Origin of the sequence: Acidovorax radicis N35, from assembly GCF_000204195.1 — a bacterium.
Taxonomy (GTDB): domain Bacteria; phylum Pseudomonadota; class Gammaproteobacteria; order Burkholderiales; family Burkholderiaceae_C; genus Acidovorax; species Acidovorax radicis.
On the sequence record NZ_AFBG01000018.1, the window covers coordinates 229,854 to 246,378 of the forward strand.

The following is a 16,525-nucleotide window of genomic DNA, read 5'->3' on the forward strand; positions in this document are numbered from 1 at the left end:
CCGATGCCCGATCAAGAGACTGCCGAGTTCCGCCCCGTGCCAGAGCGCACGTCCTCCACCCCCTGGGTTTTTGCCGCCGTGCTGGCTTGCGCGGTGGCCGCCGGGGCTGCCTGGTGGTTCTGGCTGCGACCGGGGCAGCAACCCCCTGCGCCGCCTCCCGTCGTGGTGGCCCCTCAAGTGCCCTTGGCCCCATCGCCCATGCCCGAAGCCTCGGGGCCCCAGAACCCTGTCGATGCGCTGGCCCCGGCAGATGCCGCGTTGCCCGCGCTGGCTGCATCCGACAAGCGGGTGACAGAGCTGCTGGCCGAGCTGCTGGGCCGCGACAAGCTCACTGCGTTTTTGTTGACCGATGGTTTTGTCCGCCGCGTGGTGGCCACCGTGGACAACCTGGGCCGCGCCCAGGCCCCTTCGCGCATGTGGCCGGTGCAGCCCATGCCGCAGCGGTTTGTGGTGAATGGCGAGGGCGATGCCCCCACCACGATGGCCGCCAGCAATTCAGCCCGTTACAGCGCTTTTTTGACCTTTGCCGAGGCTGTGCCATTGGAGCCCGCCGTGGCTTTGTATGCGCGGCTGTACCCACTGTTCCAGCAGGCGCATGAAGAGCTGGGCTACCCCAAGCGCTACTTCAACGACCGCCTGGTGGCCGTGCTGGACCACCTGCTGCTGGCGCCCGAACCCCAGGGCCCGCTGCGCGTGAAGCTCACGCCCGTCAACACCGACGTGCCCAATCTTCGCCCCTGGGTGCGGTATGAGTTTGTGGACTCCACGCTCGAATCGCTCTCCAGCGGGCAGAAGATCCTGGTGCGCATGGGGCCTGCCAACGAAGCGCGGGCCAAGGCGTTGATCCGTGATCTGCGCAAGCGCGTGGCAACCAGCGAGATTTCACGCAAACCTGGGCAGTGAGGGCGTTGGTCCCGCTGCCTGGGTTTTGGTGGGCCGATCAAGCGGATGCTGGGCGTGGCCCGTGCCGTAGGGTCAGCAGGGTGCCCAGTGTGAGTGCTGCCAGTGCAAACGCCGGCCCGCCCAGGGCGCCCACATGGTCCACCATCAGGCCGCCGAAAATGGCGCCGCTGGCAATGGCGATCTGAAAGGCCGCCACCAGCAGCCCGCCCGCGCCCTCTGCCTGGTCGGGCGCGGCCCGCACGATCCAGGTCTGAAAGCCCACCGGAAAGGCGCCGAACGCAAAGCCCCACAGCGTGACGGCCGCGGCCGTGATGGTGGCCGACTGCCCGGCCACCAACAGGGTGGCGGCCAGCACGGCGATGACGGCCCCACCGGCCACGATGGCCTGGCGCTCGCTGCGCCCCGCGATCCATCCACCCACGAAGTTGCCGAAGATGCCGCCCACGCCGTAGCCCAGCAGCACGGCCGTGATGGTGGGCACCGACATGTGCGTGACCTGTTCCATCAGTGGGCGGATGTAGGTGAAGCCTGCGAAGTGGCCTGAGATGACCAGCAACACCGCCAGCAGCGCCACGCGCACCGGCGGGCGGCGCAGCAGCTCGCCCAGTACCTTGAGGTTGGGGTTGTCGCGCGGGGGCAGTGTGGGCAGTGCCACCAGTTGCACCGCCAGCGTGATCAGGCTGATGCCGCCCGCCGCGATGAAAGCGCTGCGCCAGCCCCACATATCGCCCATCCACGCGCCGATTGGGGCCGCGCACACGGTGGCCACCGACACCCCGGTGAGGATGAACGACATGGCCCGCGCAAACAGCGAGGCCGGCACCAGCCGCATGGCCAGCGCGGCCGACATGGACCAGAACCCGCCCAGCGCCACGCCCAGCAGCACCCGTGCCACCAGCAACGTAGCCAGGCTTCCGGCCAGGGCGGACATCACGTTCGACAGCACCAGCAGCAGCGTGAAGGCGATCATCACCAACCGCCGGTCGATGCGGCGCGTGAGCAGCGGCAGCGACGGCGCAGCCACGGCGGCCACCAGCGCGGTGACGGTGACCGCCTGGCCCGCAGCCCCATCGCTCACGCGCAGGTCGCTGGCCATGGCGGTCAGCAGGCTGGCGGGCAAGAATTCGGCTGTGACCAATCCGAAGACTCCCAGCGCCATGGACGCCACGGCAGCCCAGCGGGCCTCGGTGGGCTCGGGGGCGGAATGCGGGGCGGGGGTGGCATCGGCCACGGCGCCCACAGGGGCGTCGAGGCAGGCAGAGCAGGAAGGGGAGGAGGACACGGGAAAAGGCCTTCGGATGGATGGACGTCCATGCTAGGGATAAGATGGCGGCGTTTCCATGCCATAAAAGCCGAAATGCTTGACTTTTTATCCAGACCCTTCGACCAAGTGGCTCAAGAGCCATTTGCCGAGCCGCCGGACCTGCTGACGCAGATCCTGCTCGGCCTGCGCCTGGATGGCGTGGAGTATGGCCGCTGCGTGCTGCACCCGCCCTGGGCCATTGCCTTCCCGGCGCAGCGCTCGGCGCGCTTTCACTTCGTGGGCCATGGCGGCGCCTGGCTGCGCACGCCGGGTACCGACTGGCAGCGCCTGAACCCGGGCGACGCGGTGCTGCTGCCGCACGGCAGCTTCCACGTGCTGGCCAGCTCGCCCGACGTGCCGCCGGTGGACATCGACTCGCTGGCGCGCAAGGCCGTGTCTGAAAACATCTACCTGGTGGACGGCCGCGATGCCGGCCGCGCACCCCTGGGGGCCCCGGTCGCGCCGCCCCCGCCGTTGGCGCCCGACGTGCTCTTCAGCGGCGCACTGCGCTTCAACCTCGACCCGCTGCACCCGCTGATGGCCATGATGCCTGCCGTGATGATGGCCGGCGATCTGGCGCGGCGCGACACCACCGTGCCTGTGCTGCTCGACGCTATGGAGCGCGAGGTGGCGCAGGACCGCATGGGCGCCTGCGCCATCCTGGCGCGCCTGGCCGATGCACTGGCGGCCAGCATCATCCGCGCCTGGGTGGAGTGCAGCTGCAACAACCCCACGGGCTGGATCGCCGCCGTGCGCTGCCCGCGCATCGGCAAGGTGATCGCCGCCATCCATGCCGAGCCCGAACGCGACTGGAACGTGCCGCTGCTGGCCGACCTGATGGGCGCCTCGCGGTCGAGCTTTTCGGAATCCTTCACGCGCACCATGGGCGAGAGCCCGGCGCGCTACGTGGCCAAGGTGAAGATGTCGCAGGCCCGCCGCTGGATCGCACGCGACGGCATGCGCGTGGCCGTGGCGGCCAACCGGCTGGGGTACGAGTCCGAGGCCTCGTTCAGCCGGGCGTACAAACGGATCATTGGCCAGCCTCCCAGCACCGCACGTGTGGGGTGACGGTTGAAGAGGGCGCTGGAGCCTGAACGCTATGCCCGGGGCAGCGGCAGCGCTGTCTTGTAGCGCACCTGCTTGAGGGCAAAACTCGACCGGATCTTCTCCACGCCAGGAATGGGCGCAAGCTGCTCCAGGATGAAACGCTCCAGCGCACCGATGTCGGCCAGCGCCACGCGGATCAAATAGTCGCTGTCGCCGCTCATCAGGTAGCACTCCATCACCTCGTCGTGCTCGGCAATGCGGCGTTCAAAGTCGGCCAGGGCTTCCTTGCTTTGGGTCTTGAGGCTGATGCTGATGAACACATTGAGCCCCAGCCCCAGCGCCGCCGCGTTGGCCAGCGCCACATAGCGGCTGATGACGCCCGCAGCCTCCAGCGCCTTCACGCGCGCGAGGCACGGCGAGGGCGACAGGTGCACGCGCCGCGCCAGCTCCACGTTGGACAAAGATCCGTCAGCCTGCAGCTCGGCCAGAATGCGCAAATCGAGGGTGTCCAGTTTCATGTGCTGCAGTTTATGGGTTTTGCGGCACAAAGTGCCATGGTGGCGATGGACGGAAGCCAGAACGGCAACTCATTTGGGCGAAGCCTCGCTACAGTGTTCACCATGAACGCCCTCACCCCCCACGCCCTGCTGCAGCAAGCCCCCGGCGCCACCCCGGACGCCGACCCCGAAGAAACCGCCGAGTGGCGCGATGCCTTCCTGGCGCTGGTCGCCACCGAAGGCCCCGAGCGGGCGCGGCACATGCTGCAGGAGCTGGTGCGGGTGGCGCGCGCGCAGCGCATCGGCTGGCAGCCCGACCTGAACACGCCGTATGTCAACACCGTGGCCGTGCAGGACCAGCCCGTGTTCCCGGGCGACCTGGCGGTGGAAGAGCGCGTGGCGTCCATCGTGCGCTGGAACGCACTGGCCATGGTGGTCCGCGCCAACCAGGCCTATGGCGAACTGGGCGGCCACATCGCCAGCTACGCCAGCGCGGCCGACCTGTTCGAGAGTGGCTTCAACCACTTCTTCCGCGCCCGCGAAGGCGTGGGCGAGGGGCAGCACCGCGGCGACCTGGTGTTCTTCCAGCCGCACAGCGCGCCCGGTGTGTATGCGCGCGCCTTCATGGAAGGCCGTCTGTCCGAGCAGGACCTGATGCACTACCGCCAGGAGCTCACCGCGCCGGGTGCGGGCGCGCAGGGCCTGTCGAGCTACCCGCACCCCTGGCTGATGCCGGACTTCTGGCAGTTCCCCACCGGGTCGATGGGCATCGGGCCCATCAGCAGCATCTACCACGCGCGCTTCATGCGCTACCTCACGCACCGCAACCTGCTCAACTGCGCGGGGCGCAAGGTGTGGGGCGTGTTTGGTGACGGCGAGATGGACGAGCCCGAGAGCATGAGCGCGCTGACCCTGGCCGCGCGCGAGGGCCTCGAAAACCTGGTCTGGGTGGTCAACTGCAACCTGCAGCGCCTGGACGGCCCGGTGCGCGGCAACGGCCGCATCATCGACGAGCTGGAGCGGCTGTTCGCCGGCGCGGGCTGGAACGTGGTCAAGCTGGTCTGGGGCAGCGACTGGGACGGCCTGTTCGCCCGCGACCTGACCGGTGCGCTGGTGCGCACGCTCGAGGGCACGGTGGACGGCCAGATGCAGACCTTTGCCGCCAAGGACGGCCGCTTCAACCGCGACAACTTCTTCGGCCAGAACCCCGAGCTCGCAGCCCTGGCCCAGGGCATGACGGACGAGCAGATCGACCGCCTGAAGCGCGGCGGGCACGACCTGGTGAAGATCCACGCCGCGTATGCCGCCGCCGCGCGCCACCAGGGCCAGCCCACCGTGATCCTGGCGCACACCAAGAAGGGCTACGGCATGGGCACGGCCGGCCAGGGCAAGATGACCACGCACAGCCAGAAGAAGCTGGACGAGACCGACCTCATCGAGTTCCGCAACCGCTTCAACCTGCCGCTCACCGACGAGCAGGCCACGAGCCTCGCGTTCTTCAAGCCCGCCGAAGATAGCCCCGAGATGCTCTACCTGCGCACCCACCGCCAGAACCTGGGCGGCTACCTGCCGCGCCGCGAGACGGCCTGCGAGGCGCTGCCCGTGCCGGCCATCGAGAGCTACGCGCAGTTCGCACTGCAGGCCGATGGCAAGGAGATGAGCACCACCATGGCCTTCGTGCGCATGCTCGGCAGCTTGCTCAAGGACGCCACGCTGGGCCCGCGCATCGTGCCCATCGTGGCCGACGAGGCGCGCACCTTCGGCATGGCCAACCTGTTCAAGCAGGTCGGCATCTACAGCAGCGTGGGCCAGCGCTACGCGCCCGAGGACATCGGCTCGGTGCTGAGCTACCGCGAGGCGCTGGACGGCCAGATCCTGGAAGAAGGCATCAGCGAGGCCGGCGCCATCGCCAGCTGGACGGCCGCGGCCACCAGCTACAGCGTGCACGGCCTGGCCATGCTGCCGCTCTACATCTACTACTCGATGTTCGGCTTCCAGCGCGTGGGCGATGCCATCTGGGCCGCCGCCGACCAGCGTGCGCGCGGCTTCCTGCTGGGCGCCACGTCGGGCCGCACCACGCTGGGCGGCGAGGGCCTGCAGCACCAGGACGGCAGCAGCCACCTGGTGGCAGCGACCATCCCAAACTGCAAGGCCTACGACCCGGCCTATGCGGGCGAGATGGCCGTGATCATCGACGCCGGCATGCGCGAGATGGTGACCGAGCAGCGCGACGTCTTCTACTACGTCACGCTGATGAACGAGAACTACGCACAGCCCGACCTGCCCGCCAGTGCGGCAGAAGGGGTGCTGCGCGGATGCTATGTTTTTAAGAGCTACTCACGCTTGTCAGATAAGCGCGAGAGCACGATTCCATCAAAATCTGTCACTTTGATGGGCTCAGGCGCCATCCTGACCGAGGTGGTGAAGGCCGCCGAACTTCTGGCCGCCGAGGGCGTGGAGGTGACGGTGCTCAGCGTGACCAGCTGGAGTGAGCTGGCACGCGATGGCGTGGCGTGCGAGCAGCGCGCCATCGCAGGAGAAGATAAGCCGGGTACCCCCTGGCTTGCAGCGCAACTGACCGCCACCAGCGGACCGGTGATCGCTGCGACCGACTATGTGCGTGCCGTGCCCGAGACGGTGCGCGCCTTTGTGCCGGAGGGGCGCAAGTACCTGACGCTGGGGACGGATGGGTTCGGGCGCAGCGATACGCGGGCGGCGTTGCGGGCGTTCTTTGGGGTGGATGCGGCGGCGGTGGTGCGGGCTGCGAAGTTTGCTCTGGGGGCCACGGCCGCCCGGTGAGCATGCAGGGCGCAAGCCTTTCGTTGGGATGATCAATGGCCGCATACGGGGCGGAAAGCGTGGTGCGCTACGCTTGCCGCCCTGTGTTTAGTTTGCCTTTGTTCCCTATGACCCAGCCCTTTCCCACTGTGGCCTTGACCGCCGAGAACATCGCCTGCTGTGCGGACTTGTACCTGGGCGTTTTCAACGCACCGCCCTGGAACGATGGATGGGAGCGTGCCGCTGTGGTGGAGCGGCTCGCGGCATTCATGGCCTTTCCGGCTGCGCGTGGAATGGCCTTGCTGGTCGAGGAGGCTCCGGTCGCGATGGTGTTGGGATGGAAAGAGCGGTGGGTGAACGGATGGACGTTTCACATCAAGGAGATGTGCGTTGCCGGGCATATGCAGCGGCAAGGCGCTGGGTCTGCGCTGATGCGCGCGTTGGAGGATGTGTTGCGGCGCGACGAAGTCGTGAGCATGAACTTGCAGACCTTGGAGGAGGCGCCGGCGTTTGGGTTCTATGAGGGCTTGGGCTATCGCAAGGGGCGGGTGGTGATGCTGGGGAAGAGGCTGTAGTTTTTCCCGCGCTTGTGTGCGTGTCATGGGCGCACGGTTTTGTGGCGCAGTCGGGGAACCCCCAGTGCCCGCGGGACATGAGCGTTCCTACACTGGTGTTGCAGCAACCGTTGGAGGGCACCATGGCAAACGTCACGTGGGACCACGATCCACCTACCACCTGGATAGCGACAGTGAGCGGGCAAGCCGTCTGCTTCGTCAAGCGCAAAGATATTGGCGGTTGGACAGCGGGCTGGACGGATGAGCGTTTGTGGCCGGCACCCTCCCATCTGCCGAAGGCCCTGCCCCAGGCCACGCGGTTTTTCAGCAGCCTGGAAGAAGCCAAGCTGGCAGTGGAGCACGCGCTGTCGCCCTGAGCGTCGCTGTCCGGGCCAAGTTCTTTGGGGCTTCTGTCCCGTGGCGGTACTACCGCGCTGCGGCCCCGCCAGCACGTGCGGCAGTCTTGTGCGGCACCATCATGCCCACCGCATAGAGGATGTCTGTCACGCCGCCCGCAAAAAACTGCCCGGATTCTCTGGGTGTGGACACCGTGATGCACTGCGCACCCACCGCCGCCTGGCGCGCGTCACGGCGGTGCATTTGGCGGTTTTGGCGTGCGCGCGAAACCGCACGCCCAGTGCATTCATGGGTTGCTGAATGCGGGCGATGTTGTGCGGCATGTGCGGCAGCTCAATGAGGGCCGCAGGCGTGTCGATGTCCGAGAGCGGGCTGTTTGTGTGCAGGGGCAGGTCCTGGCGGCAAGGCGGGCTCGGGTTACGCAGACACCAGCGCACTGAACCGAGCCAGGTCCACATTGCCGCCGCTGATGAGCACGCCCACCCGCTGGCCCTTGAGTTCATCGCGCATGGCCCGCGCGGCTGCAAAACCCAGGCAGCCCGTGGGTTCCACGATGAGCTTCATGCGTTCGGCAAAGAACCGCATGCCGTCCACCAGCTGTTCGTCCGTCACGGTCAGGATATCGTCCACATCGCGCCGGATGATGGGGAAGGTGATGTTGCCCAGGTGCTGGGTCTGCGCGCCGTCGGCAATCGTCTGCGGGGTGTCGATGTGCACGATGGCGCCGCTGCGAAACGACTGCTGGCCGTCGTTGCCTGCTGCGGGTTCCACGCCATACAGCTTGGTGTGGGGCGATAGCGCCCGCGTGGCCAGGGCCGAGCCCGACAGCAGGCCTCCGCCACCCAGGCAGACGAAGAAGGCATCCAGCGGGCCCACCTCCTCGAACAGCTCCTTGGCCGCCGTGCCCTGGCCTGTCAGCACGTCGGCATGGTCGTAGGGCGGGATCAGGGTCAGCCCATTGCGTTCGGCCAGGTCGCGCGTGATCTGCTCGCGGTCTTGCGTGTATCGGTCGTAGAAAACCACGTTGGCGCCGTAGCCTTGGGTGGCGGCCACCTTGGCGGCAGGCGCGTCTTGTGGCATCACGATGGTGGCAGGGATGCCCAGCTCGCGCGCGGCCAGCGCAATGCCCTGTGCGTGGTTGCCGGACGAGAAAGCGACCACGCCCGCCTTGCGCTGCGCCGCGTCAAATTGGGCCAGTGCGTTGAACGCACCCCGGAACTTGAAGGCACCCATGCGCTGCAGGTTCTCGCACTTGAAGAACACCTGTGCACCCCACTCGGCGTTGATGGTGCGCGAGGCGAGCACGGGCGTGCGGTGGGCATGGCCTGCTATGCGGCCGGCAGCGGCCACCACGTCGTCGTAGGTAGGGAGAGCAGGAGGGGCAGTGGTCATGGGAAGGGGCCGGTGGGATGAAAAAGAGGGTGGAGGTTGCCCAGTTCGGTGCAGGGCTGGTTGGGCTCCCATTGCGCTTCGCCAATAGACTGGGACTGTGCGGCGTCATCCACGAACAGCCGGGTGCGGGGCAGCAGGCCGCTGATCTGGTGGGTGTCCTGCAGCAGAAGCTGGGCCTGCGTGCCGGGACGGGCAGGGCGACTACTTGGCATCGCCGTACACCGTGGCACGCGAGACGCCCAAATGCTGCGCCACCACTTCCATCGCGCGGCGCACTTCCATGCAGCCCGAGTCCTTCAGCTCGCGCAGCAGGGCGCGCCGCTCTGCGGCCTTGAGCGCACGCGGTGCGGTGGACAGGCGCGCGGCAAACTGGTCGATGCGCTGGCGAATGGCATCGGCGCCCGCAGGGTCCAGCGACTCGCTGAGCCCGGTGTCTCCATCGATGGACGTGAACTGGCCCACCACGCTTTGCAGGCTGCGAAACAGGGTGAGGTCCACGTTGAGGCACAGCGCTGCGATGTAGTTGCCCGCTGTGTCCTTGATGCCCACAGACGTGCTCTTGGCCTGGCGGCCGTCGGCAAACTGGTTGGCATAGTTGGCAATGACCTGCGGGTAGTCGGGGTCGGCAATCCGCGCCAGGCCCAGCTCGGTGGTGGGGTCGCCAACGCCACGGCCCGACAGGTTGTTGTGGATGGCGAGGATGGAATGCTTGGGGTCCAGCAAGTCATGCACCACCACCTCGCAAAATGGGGCAAAGGTGGCGGCCAGGCCTTGGGCGACCTGTTCGATCTGGCTCAGCAGTGCGGCCTGGTCGGGAGTGCGCTTCGGGGCGCGGGTGGTGGGTGCACGCTGGGCTGCGCCTGCGGGCGGGGGCAGTCGATTGGACTTCTTGTCTGGCATTTCGACAATTTATCTAAAAATGGATAAATTGTCAAAATCTGGAAAAATTGTCTAAATGATGTCTGATCTGGCTGCCGAGGTGGACCCGTGCCGGGGGTTGCCGCACCTTGCCCGTGACCGCCAGCCCCACTGCGCGCCGGTGTCACGTGGGCAGCTTCACCGCAGTGCTCGCGATGGATTGCCCACGCGGCCCTTGGCGCCTCTGGGCGTCAAGGGCCCCAGCCTATTCGTCAGGGCAGTTTGACGGCCGCCACGGCGTTGGACGTGGAGATGAAGAGCGTGGTGTCGCGCACGGCAAGGCCCCAGGGTTCGTCAATGAGGCCGGGCAGGTCTCCCGCCGCAAATCCCTGGCCCCATGGCTGGCCCACCAGCGTGCTGACCTGGCCATCTGCCCCAATCTTGCGCACGACGCGATGGATGGGGTCACTCACATAGACGTTGCCCTTGGCATCGGCCGCCAGGTGCGCCCGGGAGTCGGAGAGTGCAGCAAGCTTTTCCACCGTCAGTTGTGCCTGCGATACCGGGCCGTCCACAAGTCCGGGCGGCACGTTAGCGCGGCCCGCCAGGGTGCTCACCATGCCAGCAGGCGTGATCTTGCGGATGGTGGGGCCCACGCCCGTGATGAAGTGGTAAACCCCATCCACCACATACAGATTGCCTGCCGGGTCCAGGGCCATGCTGCCCAGCCCTGCGAACAGCGCCGAACCGGCAGGGCCGTCTGCATGCCCCCGTGCGTTGGGGTTGCCTGCAAACAGGCTGACGGCACCGGTCGGGTTGATCTTGAAGATCACGCCTTGCAGCGACGATGCGTACAAGGTGCCCGCATCGTCGGCGACCAGGCCCGTGATGCCAAGATCCAGAAATGCTGGGATGGCATTTAACTGAGCGGACAGGTCCGCAAAAACTGCGACGTTGCCTGCGGGCGTGGCCTTCAGGATGCGCTTGAGAGAGTAGGAGTAGATGTTTCCGGCACCATCCACGGTGAGTGCTTCAGGGCCGCAGAAGGCGACTTCGTTGATTGGCCCCGTGATTTGCGAGCACGGGTTTTTAACCCTGCCCAGGGTGCCTACCATGCCATCCGGCTGAATGGTTCGAATAGCTGCGTTGTTACGGTCACGCACATACAGGGTGCCTGATTTGCCCATGGCCAGCGCCCCCGGGCCGTCAAACCGGGCTGTGCTCCCGCTGCCATCGGCCCAGCCAGGGCTGGGTGCCGTTCCCACTTTCAAGTCGGCAGCGCCATCGCGGGGGTAGCGGTGGATCAGTGCGTAGCTTTGGAAACTGCTGGACGCGCTGCTTTCGGTGACGAGGAAGCGCCCTTGGGCATCCACCGCGAGGCGTTTGGCAGCGCAAAAGGCAGGCGGCAGGCCATCGGCGCCGAAGGCGCAGTCCGCTGCGCGCCGCACGGTGGTGACGGAACCATCGGCAGCGATCTCGCGCAGCGGCGTGCCCAGGTGCCTGTCCAGCACAAATATCCGGTTGGAGCGGTCTATGGCAATGGCTTGCAGTTCGCCAAACTTGGCCGCTGATGCCGAACCGTCCACATGGCCAGCGTTGCCCTGGGCCACGGTGCCTGAGAGCACCGTGGCCCGTCCACCGAACGCAAATTTGCGCACCACATGGTCGTTGGGATCGGCGGCGTACAAGGCCCCGGCGGAGTCGGTCGCCAATTGCACCGGGTAGAAGCGCGCAGGGTTGTTGCGCCCTTGTCCTGGCGTCGGAATCTGGCTGACCTTGAACACCACGGTGCTGACCACGCCGGCTGGTGTGATTTTGCGGATGGGGTTGCCCGTGGGCTCGGCAGGCAGGGTCTGCGTCAAAGGTGCCCATTCAGAGACATAGACATTGCCATCTTTGTCCACGGCAATGCTGGTGGGGCTGCACAACGTTGCCGCCGTGCCCGTGCCATCGGCATTGCCGCACACGCCCTCCTGGCCTGCCAGCGTGGTGACGTTGCCGGAAGCGTCGATCTTGCGCACCAGGTGGTTGCCGGTGTCGGCCACATAGGTGTTGCCCGCCGTGTCCACGGCCACGGCCTGCGGCGCGTTGAAGCGTGCGGCGGTGCCTGCGGCGTCCAGATACCGTGGCCCCGGGCTGCTGGCATCGCTGCGGGTGGGGCCGCCGCCCGCGAAGGTGGTGAGTTGCCCGGTGGGCGAAAGCCTGCGAATGGTGTGGTTGCCCGGATCGGCGATCAGTACATCGCCGGTGGGTGTCAGTGCCATGCCGCCGCTCTCGGTGCTGAGCTTGGCTGCGGTCCCTAGGCCATCCTGCGTGCCCGGCCCCTCGGTCGTACCGGCCAGAAGGGCAAGGGGAGTGGATGGGGGCGGAGGCGGCGGCGGGGGCGACGTGTCGCCAGAGCCTCCGCCGCAGGACACGAGCGCCGCAACGGCCAAGGAGGCCAACAGCGCCATGGGCGGCCGAGGGACACTAAACAGGGAACCTTGCATGGTGGTGTTCCTTTGGGATGAATAAAGGGGTCTGGAACGTGCGGCGGGGGCCGCACGCCGGTGTGTCGATGTGACGATCTGCCATAGCGCATCGGGCGGCGCTGGGCCGCGCTGCGCGCGTGGCAGGCTCACTGCGCCGGCAGCTTCACCTGTGCCACGGCGTTGGGCATGGAGAAATAGAGCATGTTGTCGCGCACCGCAATCCCAGCCGGCCGGTGGATGAGGCCTGGAGGATCGCCCGCCGCAAAGCCGGATGCGCCGAACTGCCCCACCAGCGGGCTGACCCGGCCGTCCGGAGTGATGCGGCGGACCACGTGGTGGGCGCCGTCGGTGATGTAGACATTGCCCTGCGCGTCCACGGCAAGCGCGGCCGTCTGCTGCGGGTACCTGAAGCCCAGGTCCACCGTGAACACTGCGGCGGCGCCAGTGCCGTCCGCGTAGCCCGGCGCAGCCGCGGGGTTGCCTGCCAGGGTGCTGACCATGCCCGACGGTGTGATCTTGCGGATGGTGGGTCCGATCTTGTTGACTTCGTGGAACAGGCCGTCAACCACATACACGTTGCCGGCCGCATCTGTGGCCATGTTGCCCAGTGCGGAAAACTGCGCCGCCGCACCCTGTCCGTCCGCATGCCCGACGGTGCCCAGGCTGCCGGCGAGCAAGGTCACCTCGCCCTTGGCATCGATCTTGTGAATGGTGCCTTTGAACGTGGACACGTAGACATTGCCCGTCCGGTCGGCGGCGATGCCCGAGGCCACGCTGGTGAAGAAGGTCGGTACCTTGTCCAGCAGAGGCTTGAGGTCCGCCCACAGCGCCGTCTGGCAAGCGCTGGTCTTGAAAACGCGCGCTTCCTGGAGGGTGTAGAGAGCGCCTGCGCCATCGGTGGCCAGGGGCGCGGTAAAACTGGAGAGCACCTCGCTGCCCAGCCCGCCCACCGTGGTGCAGTGCCCGCCCGGTGTACCCAAGGTGCGCACCACGCCGTCCGGCATCACGGTGCGCAGCGACCGGTTGCCGTCATCGCGCACGTACAGCGTGCCCGAAGGGCTCCACGCCAAGGCACCTGGGGCGTCAAACCGGGCGCTGCCGCCCTGGCCGTCGTCCGCGCCCGGCGCGGAGGCAAGGCCGGCCACCAGGGTCGACGTACCCTGGGGTGAGTAGCTGCGCAGCTGCGAGTACTGGAACGTGTTGCCTTGCATCCCGTATTCGGAGACAAGGAAGCTGCCATCAGGCCTGACCGTCATCTGGTTGGCGAGGCACAGGCTGCCCGGCGCACGGGACTCGGTGCATCCCTGTGCGCGCACCAGAGTGGTTGCGCTTCCGTCGCTGCCAATGCGACGGATGGCCGGCAGGCCCGTGTTGTCCAGCACGAACAGGCGGTCTGCCGCGTCGAACGCCATCGCCTTGAAGGCGCCGAACTTCGCCTGCGAGGCCGTGCCGTCCGTGGTGCCCTGGTTGTTGGGGCCGACGGTGCCCGACACCACAGTGGCCTGGCCGTCGGTCGCATACCGGCGCACCACGTGGTCGTTGGGGTCGGCGGCATACAGGGCGCCCGTGGAGTCGGTGGCCAGATGTACCGGGTAGTAGATCTGGATCGGGGGGCCGGAGAAAAAGATGGACGTCGGGTACTCACTGGCCTTGCTGGTCAGTGTGCTCACCTGGCCGGTGGTGGAGATCTTGCGGATGGGATTGGCGGCGGACAAGGTGGTCGACGACGGCCTGGTTTCCGCCACGTACACGGTACCGGCCTTGTCCACGGCAATGCTGGAAGGCCGGCAGAACGTCGCGGTGTCGGACGTGCCATCCTGGTTGCCGCACACGCCCGGCTTGCCAGCCAGAGTGGTCACCGCTCCGGTGGGGCTGATCCTGCGCACCAGGTGGTTTTCCGTGTCGGCCACATACATGTTGCCGGCGGTGTCCACCGCGACCGCCTTGGGCTGGTAGAAGCGGGCAGCGGGGCCGTCGCCGTCGGCATGGTTGGACACGGCGCCGGTGCGCACCCAGCCGCCACCTCCTGCCACGGTGGTGATGTGCGCGGAGCCGGCGTTGAGCTTGCGCACCCGGTGGTTGCCCGTGTCCAGGAAGACCACGTCACCTTGGGGCGTGACGGCCATGCCCCCCACATCGACCCCCACGCGGGCGACGCCCGGGGCGGGCCCGTCCTGGGTGCCCGCGCCATCGGCATTGCCCGCCAGCAGCGACAGGGCCGTGGCCGGGGCCGGAGGAGGGGGTGGAGGGGGAGGCGGGGCCGAAGGCCCCGAAGAATCCCCGGAACCCCCGCCGCAAGCATTGAGCAACGTGACCACCAATGCGGCCAGCGCGCCAACGCGCCTGAGCCGATCCCTGGATGAAATGCCAGACATGAAAACTCCCAGATATCGTTCGTTAGTGACACCATGCAGCTATGGCGGCAGAGGCACAACAGTAGCGCCTCATTAGAAAATGAGGCGCAAAAAGGAAGGTCTAGGGCTCAAATCGTTTCAAACAGAAACACAATTCTTCGCCAAGCCCGTCAAGCGCATGCGTGGGTCGCCCAAAAGGCTGCTGGGTCGCCCAAGGCAATTGCTTTGGTGTAGCAAGTTCGGCAGGGGAGTTGCAGAGGTTTGTTGCGCCACGCTCTGGGCTTTTGTTAGGAGCGGGCGGAATCTTCAGTAACAAAGAACGCGTCCAGCACCGGCATCAGCCCTGGAAACTCCTGCGCAAACCGATCCCGGTTCACAAAATATGCCTCGCAGGCCACCGCAAAGAACTCGGACTGCGATGTGGCCCCATACGCGTCCAGCCAGGGTCGTTCGGCGCCAAAGCGCTCGGCCAGGATCACACGCTCGCGGAACTGTTCATAGGCCGGCTCCCAGGCATTCCACCAAGCCTCGTAGGCAGCGCGGCCGGTGCGTGCACCCAGGAAACCAGCGGGCAACGGTGGGCAGCCATTGGCCTCGCCGCTGCGCATGTCGAGCTTGTGAACGAACTCGTGCACCACCACGTTGTGGCCGCGCTCAGTGTTCTCACGCCCGTTGGAGGCGTGCTCCCAGCTGAGCATGATGGGGCCGCGTTCCATGGCCTCGCCCAGCAGCACCTGCGTGTGTTCATGCACCACGCCGGCTTCGTCCACCGTCTTGCGGCGTGCCACCGCCTCGCCGGGGTGCAGCACGATGGTCACGAAATCGTCGTACCAGTCCAGCGCCTTCGCCGGGTCGCCCCAGTGCAGCAGGGGCAGGCAGGCCTGCGCCGCAATGTCGATGGCCATGGCGTCGGTCACCACCAGGCCGTGGGCACCGTGGAATTCCTTGTGGTGCAGGAAGAGGGCGCTGAGCGCGCGCAGTTTGGCCTGGTCATGCAGCGACAGCGCCGCCAAAAAGGGGTAGCGCCGGAGGGTCTGCAGCCACAGGGCGGCGGAGATGTCGGGCACAGGGGCCACCGTGGCGCGGACACGGCTCCAGAGCCGGTTGAAAAGAGGTGGCATGGCGATCGAGCAGCGGGAAGTGAAACCCCGCACAGTTCAGGATCGCTCGTACTTGGGGGCCAGGGGCTGCCGTTCCAAGCCCGCGCGGGACAAACGCAGTATTTCCGCGCGGGGCGGGAATGCTGCAGCGTCCCAGTCGCTCAGCACCACGCGCTGCAGGTTCGAAGCCAGCTGATGGTCGGCTGGGCGGTGGGTGTGCCCGTGGACCAAGGTGTTTGCTTGGGCCGCCTGCAGCCAGGCGATGGCTGCGGGGCCGTCTACGTCGGCGTAGGTGACGCCGGACTGCTTGCGCGCCTCGCTCTCCTGGCGGATGCCGCGTGCCTGCGCACGGCGGGTGGCCAGGGGCTGTGCCAAAAACTGCTGTTGCCATTCGGCGCTGCGGGCCTGCAAACGAAAGCGCTGGTACTCGACATCGTCCAGGCACAGCAGGTCGCCATGGCTGAGCACGAAGCGCTGACCAGCGAAGGTCAACACGGTCGGGTCTGCCAGGCCCGTGATGCCACACTGCGCAAGGAACGCTGGGCCCGCCAGAAAGTCGCGGTTGCCGTGCATGAAATACACGGGCAGGCGCTGGGCTGCCGCCCTGAGGGCCGCGCAGCCCTCGGCCTCGAAGCTGCCGGTCTCGGCAATGGCGTCGTCGCCCACCCAGACCTCGAACAGATCACCCAGGATGAAGAGGGCATCCGCTTCGGTGGTTGCCAGGTAGTGCTGCCACGCGGCCACAGTGGCGGGCTCGCTGGCCTGCAGGTGCAGGTCCGAAATGAATTCGACCGTGCGCCAGTGCGAGGGAGCGGCAAGCTCCTCGAACCGGGGCACGGTCGTCACGGCGGGGCCTGAATGGTTCATTCCTTGCGCTGCAGCGTGCAACTGGCGGCCGACACTGGCGCGGC

Annotated in this window: 15 protein-coding genes; 5 read left to right on the forward strand and 10 right to left on the reverse strand. The window is 67.0% G+C overall.

The features are described 5' to 3' along the window. Positions 1–3 precede the first annotated feature (3 nt). Positions 4–903 carry a DUF3014 domain-containing protein gene (locus ARADN35_RS0106670; protein ID WP_010460383.1) on the forward strand — a complete coding sequence of 300 codons (900 nt, stop codon included), beginning with the start codon at positions 4–6 and terminating at the stop codon, positions 901–903. A gap of 37 nt (positions 904–940) precedes the next feature. Here the strand turns inward: ARADN35_RS0106670 and ARADN35_RS0106675 are convergent, their stop codons facing one another. Continuing rightward, entirely contained in the window at positions 941–2,185 is a 1,245-nt protein-coding gene (locus ARADN35_RS0106675) for an MFS transporter (RefSeq protein ID WP_029413568.1), read from the reverse strand. A gap of 75 nt (positions 2,186–2,260) precedes the next feature. Here ARADN35_RS0106675 and ARADN35_RS0106680 point away from each other — a divergent pair, with 75 nt between their 5' ends. Then, positions 2,261–3,274 (forward strand): AraC family transcriptional regulator, encoded by a 1,014-nt coding sequence (locus tag ARADN35_RS0106680; RefSeq protein WP_010460386.1) that lies wholly within the window; start codon positions 2,261–2,263, stop codon positions 3,272–3,274. A 29-nt stretch (positions 3,275–3,303) separates the two neighbouring features. Here the strand turns inward: ARADN35_RS0106680 and ARADN35_RS0106685 are convergent, their stop codons facing one another. Then, positions 3,304–3,771: an Lrp/AsnC family transcriptional regulator gene (locus ARADN35_RS0106685; RefSeq protein ID WP_010460387.1), complete on the reverse strand. Its 468-nt coding sequence runs from the start codon at positions 3,769–3,771 to the stop codon at positions 3,304–3,306. 102 nt (positions 3,772–3,873) lie between these two features. Here ARADN35_RS0106685 and mdeB point away from each other — a divergent pair, with 102 nt between their 5' ends. The 3 genes from mdeB (at position 3,874) to ARADN35_RS0106700 (ending at position 7,459) form a co-directional block, all read left to right on the forward strand. After that, positions 3,874–6,549 carry an alpha-ketoglutarate dehydrogenase gene (gene mdeB / locus ARADN35_RS0106690; RefSeq protein WP_029413569.1) on the forward strand — a complete coding sequence of 892 codons (2,676 nt, stop codon included), beginning with the start codon at positions 3,874–3,876 and terminating at the stop codon, positions 6,547–6,549. A gap of 134 nt (positions 6,550–6,683) precedes the next feature. After that, positions 6,684–7,103, forward strand: coding sequence for a GNAT family N-acetyltransferase (locus ARADN35_RS0106695; protein WP_159103183.1), 420 nt, complete (start codon positions 6,684–6,686; stop codon positions 7,101–7,103). A gap of 122 nt (positions 7,104–7,225) precedes the next feature. Then, entirely contained in the window at positions 7,226–7,459 is a 234-nt protein-coding gene (locus ARADN35_RS0106700) for a hypothetical protein (RefSeq protein WP_029413571.1), read from the forward strand. Between the two features lie 49 nt (positions 7,460–7,508). On the opposite strand, the gene ARADN35_RS28790 is transcribed toward ARADN35_RS0106700, so the two are convergent. The 8 genes from ARADN35_RS28790 to ARADN35_RS0106740 form a co-directional block, all read right to left on the reverse strand. Next, positions 7,509–7,682 carry a hypothetical protein gene (locus ARADN35_RS28790; RefSeq protein ID WP_010460394.1) on the reverse strand — a complete coding sequence of 58 codons (174 nt, stop codon included), beginning with the start codon at positions 7,680–7,682 and terminating at the stop codon, positions 7,509–7,511. Between the two features lie 174 nt (positions 7,683–7,856). Beyond that, entirely contained in the window at positions 7,857–8,831 is a 975-nt protein-coding gene (locus ARADN35_RS0106710; RefSeq protein WP_010460396.1) for a threo-3-hydroxy-L-aspartate ammonia-lyase, read from the reverse strand. After that, complete coding sequence (locus tag ARADN35_RS28740; RefSeq protein WP_010460398.1) at positions 8,828–9,043, reverse strand: hypothetical protein; 216 nt, start codon at positions 9,041–9,043, stop codon at positions 8,828–8,830. The genes ARADN35_RS0106710 and ARADN35_RS28740 overlap by 4 nt, the downstream gene beginning before the upstream one ends. Beyond that, positions 9,033–9,731: a helix-turn-helix transcriptional regulator gene (locus tag ARADN35_RS0106720; protein WP_010460400.1), complete on the reverse strand. Its 699-nt coding sequence runs from the start codon at positions 9,729–9,731 to the stop codon at positions 9,033–9,035. The genes ARADN35_RS28740 and ARADN35_RS0106720 overlap by 11 nt, the downstream gene beginning before the upstream one ends. A 230-nt stretch (positions 9,732–9,961) precedes the next feature. Further along, positions 9,962–12,178, reverse strand: a complete 2,217-nt coding sequence (locus ARADN35_RS0106725) for an NHL repeat-containing protein (protein WP_139019175.1) — start codon at positions 12,176–12,178, stop codon at positions 9,962–9,964. A 128-nt stretch (positions 12,179–12,306) separates the two neighbouring features. Then, positions 12,307–14,535 (reverse strand): NHL repeat-containing protein, encoded by a 2,229-nt coding sequence (locus tag ARADN35_RS0106730; protein ID WP_139019176.1) that lies wholly within the window; start codon positions 14,533–14,535, stop codon positions 12,307–12,309. 266 nt (positions 14,536–14,801) lie between these two features. After that, positions 14,802–15,635, reverse strand: a complete 834-nt coding sequence (locus tag ARADN35_RS0106735) for a M90 family metallopeptidase (RefSeq protein WP_029413583.1) — start codon at positions 15,633–15,635, stop codon at positions 14,802–14,804. A gap of 36 nt (positions 15,636–15,671) precedes the next feature. Continuing rightward, positions 15,672–16,481: a UDP-2,3-diacylglucosamine diphosphatase gene (locus ARADN35_RS0106740; protein ID WP_010460409.1), complete on the reverse strand. Its 810-nt coding sequence runs from the start codon at positions 16,479–16,481 to the stop codon at positions 15,672–15,674. Positions 16,482–16,525: the final 44 nt, after the last annotated feature.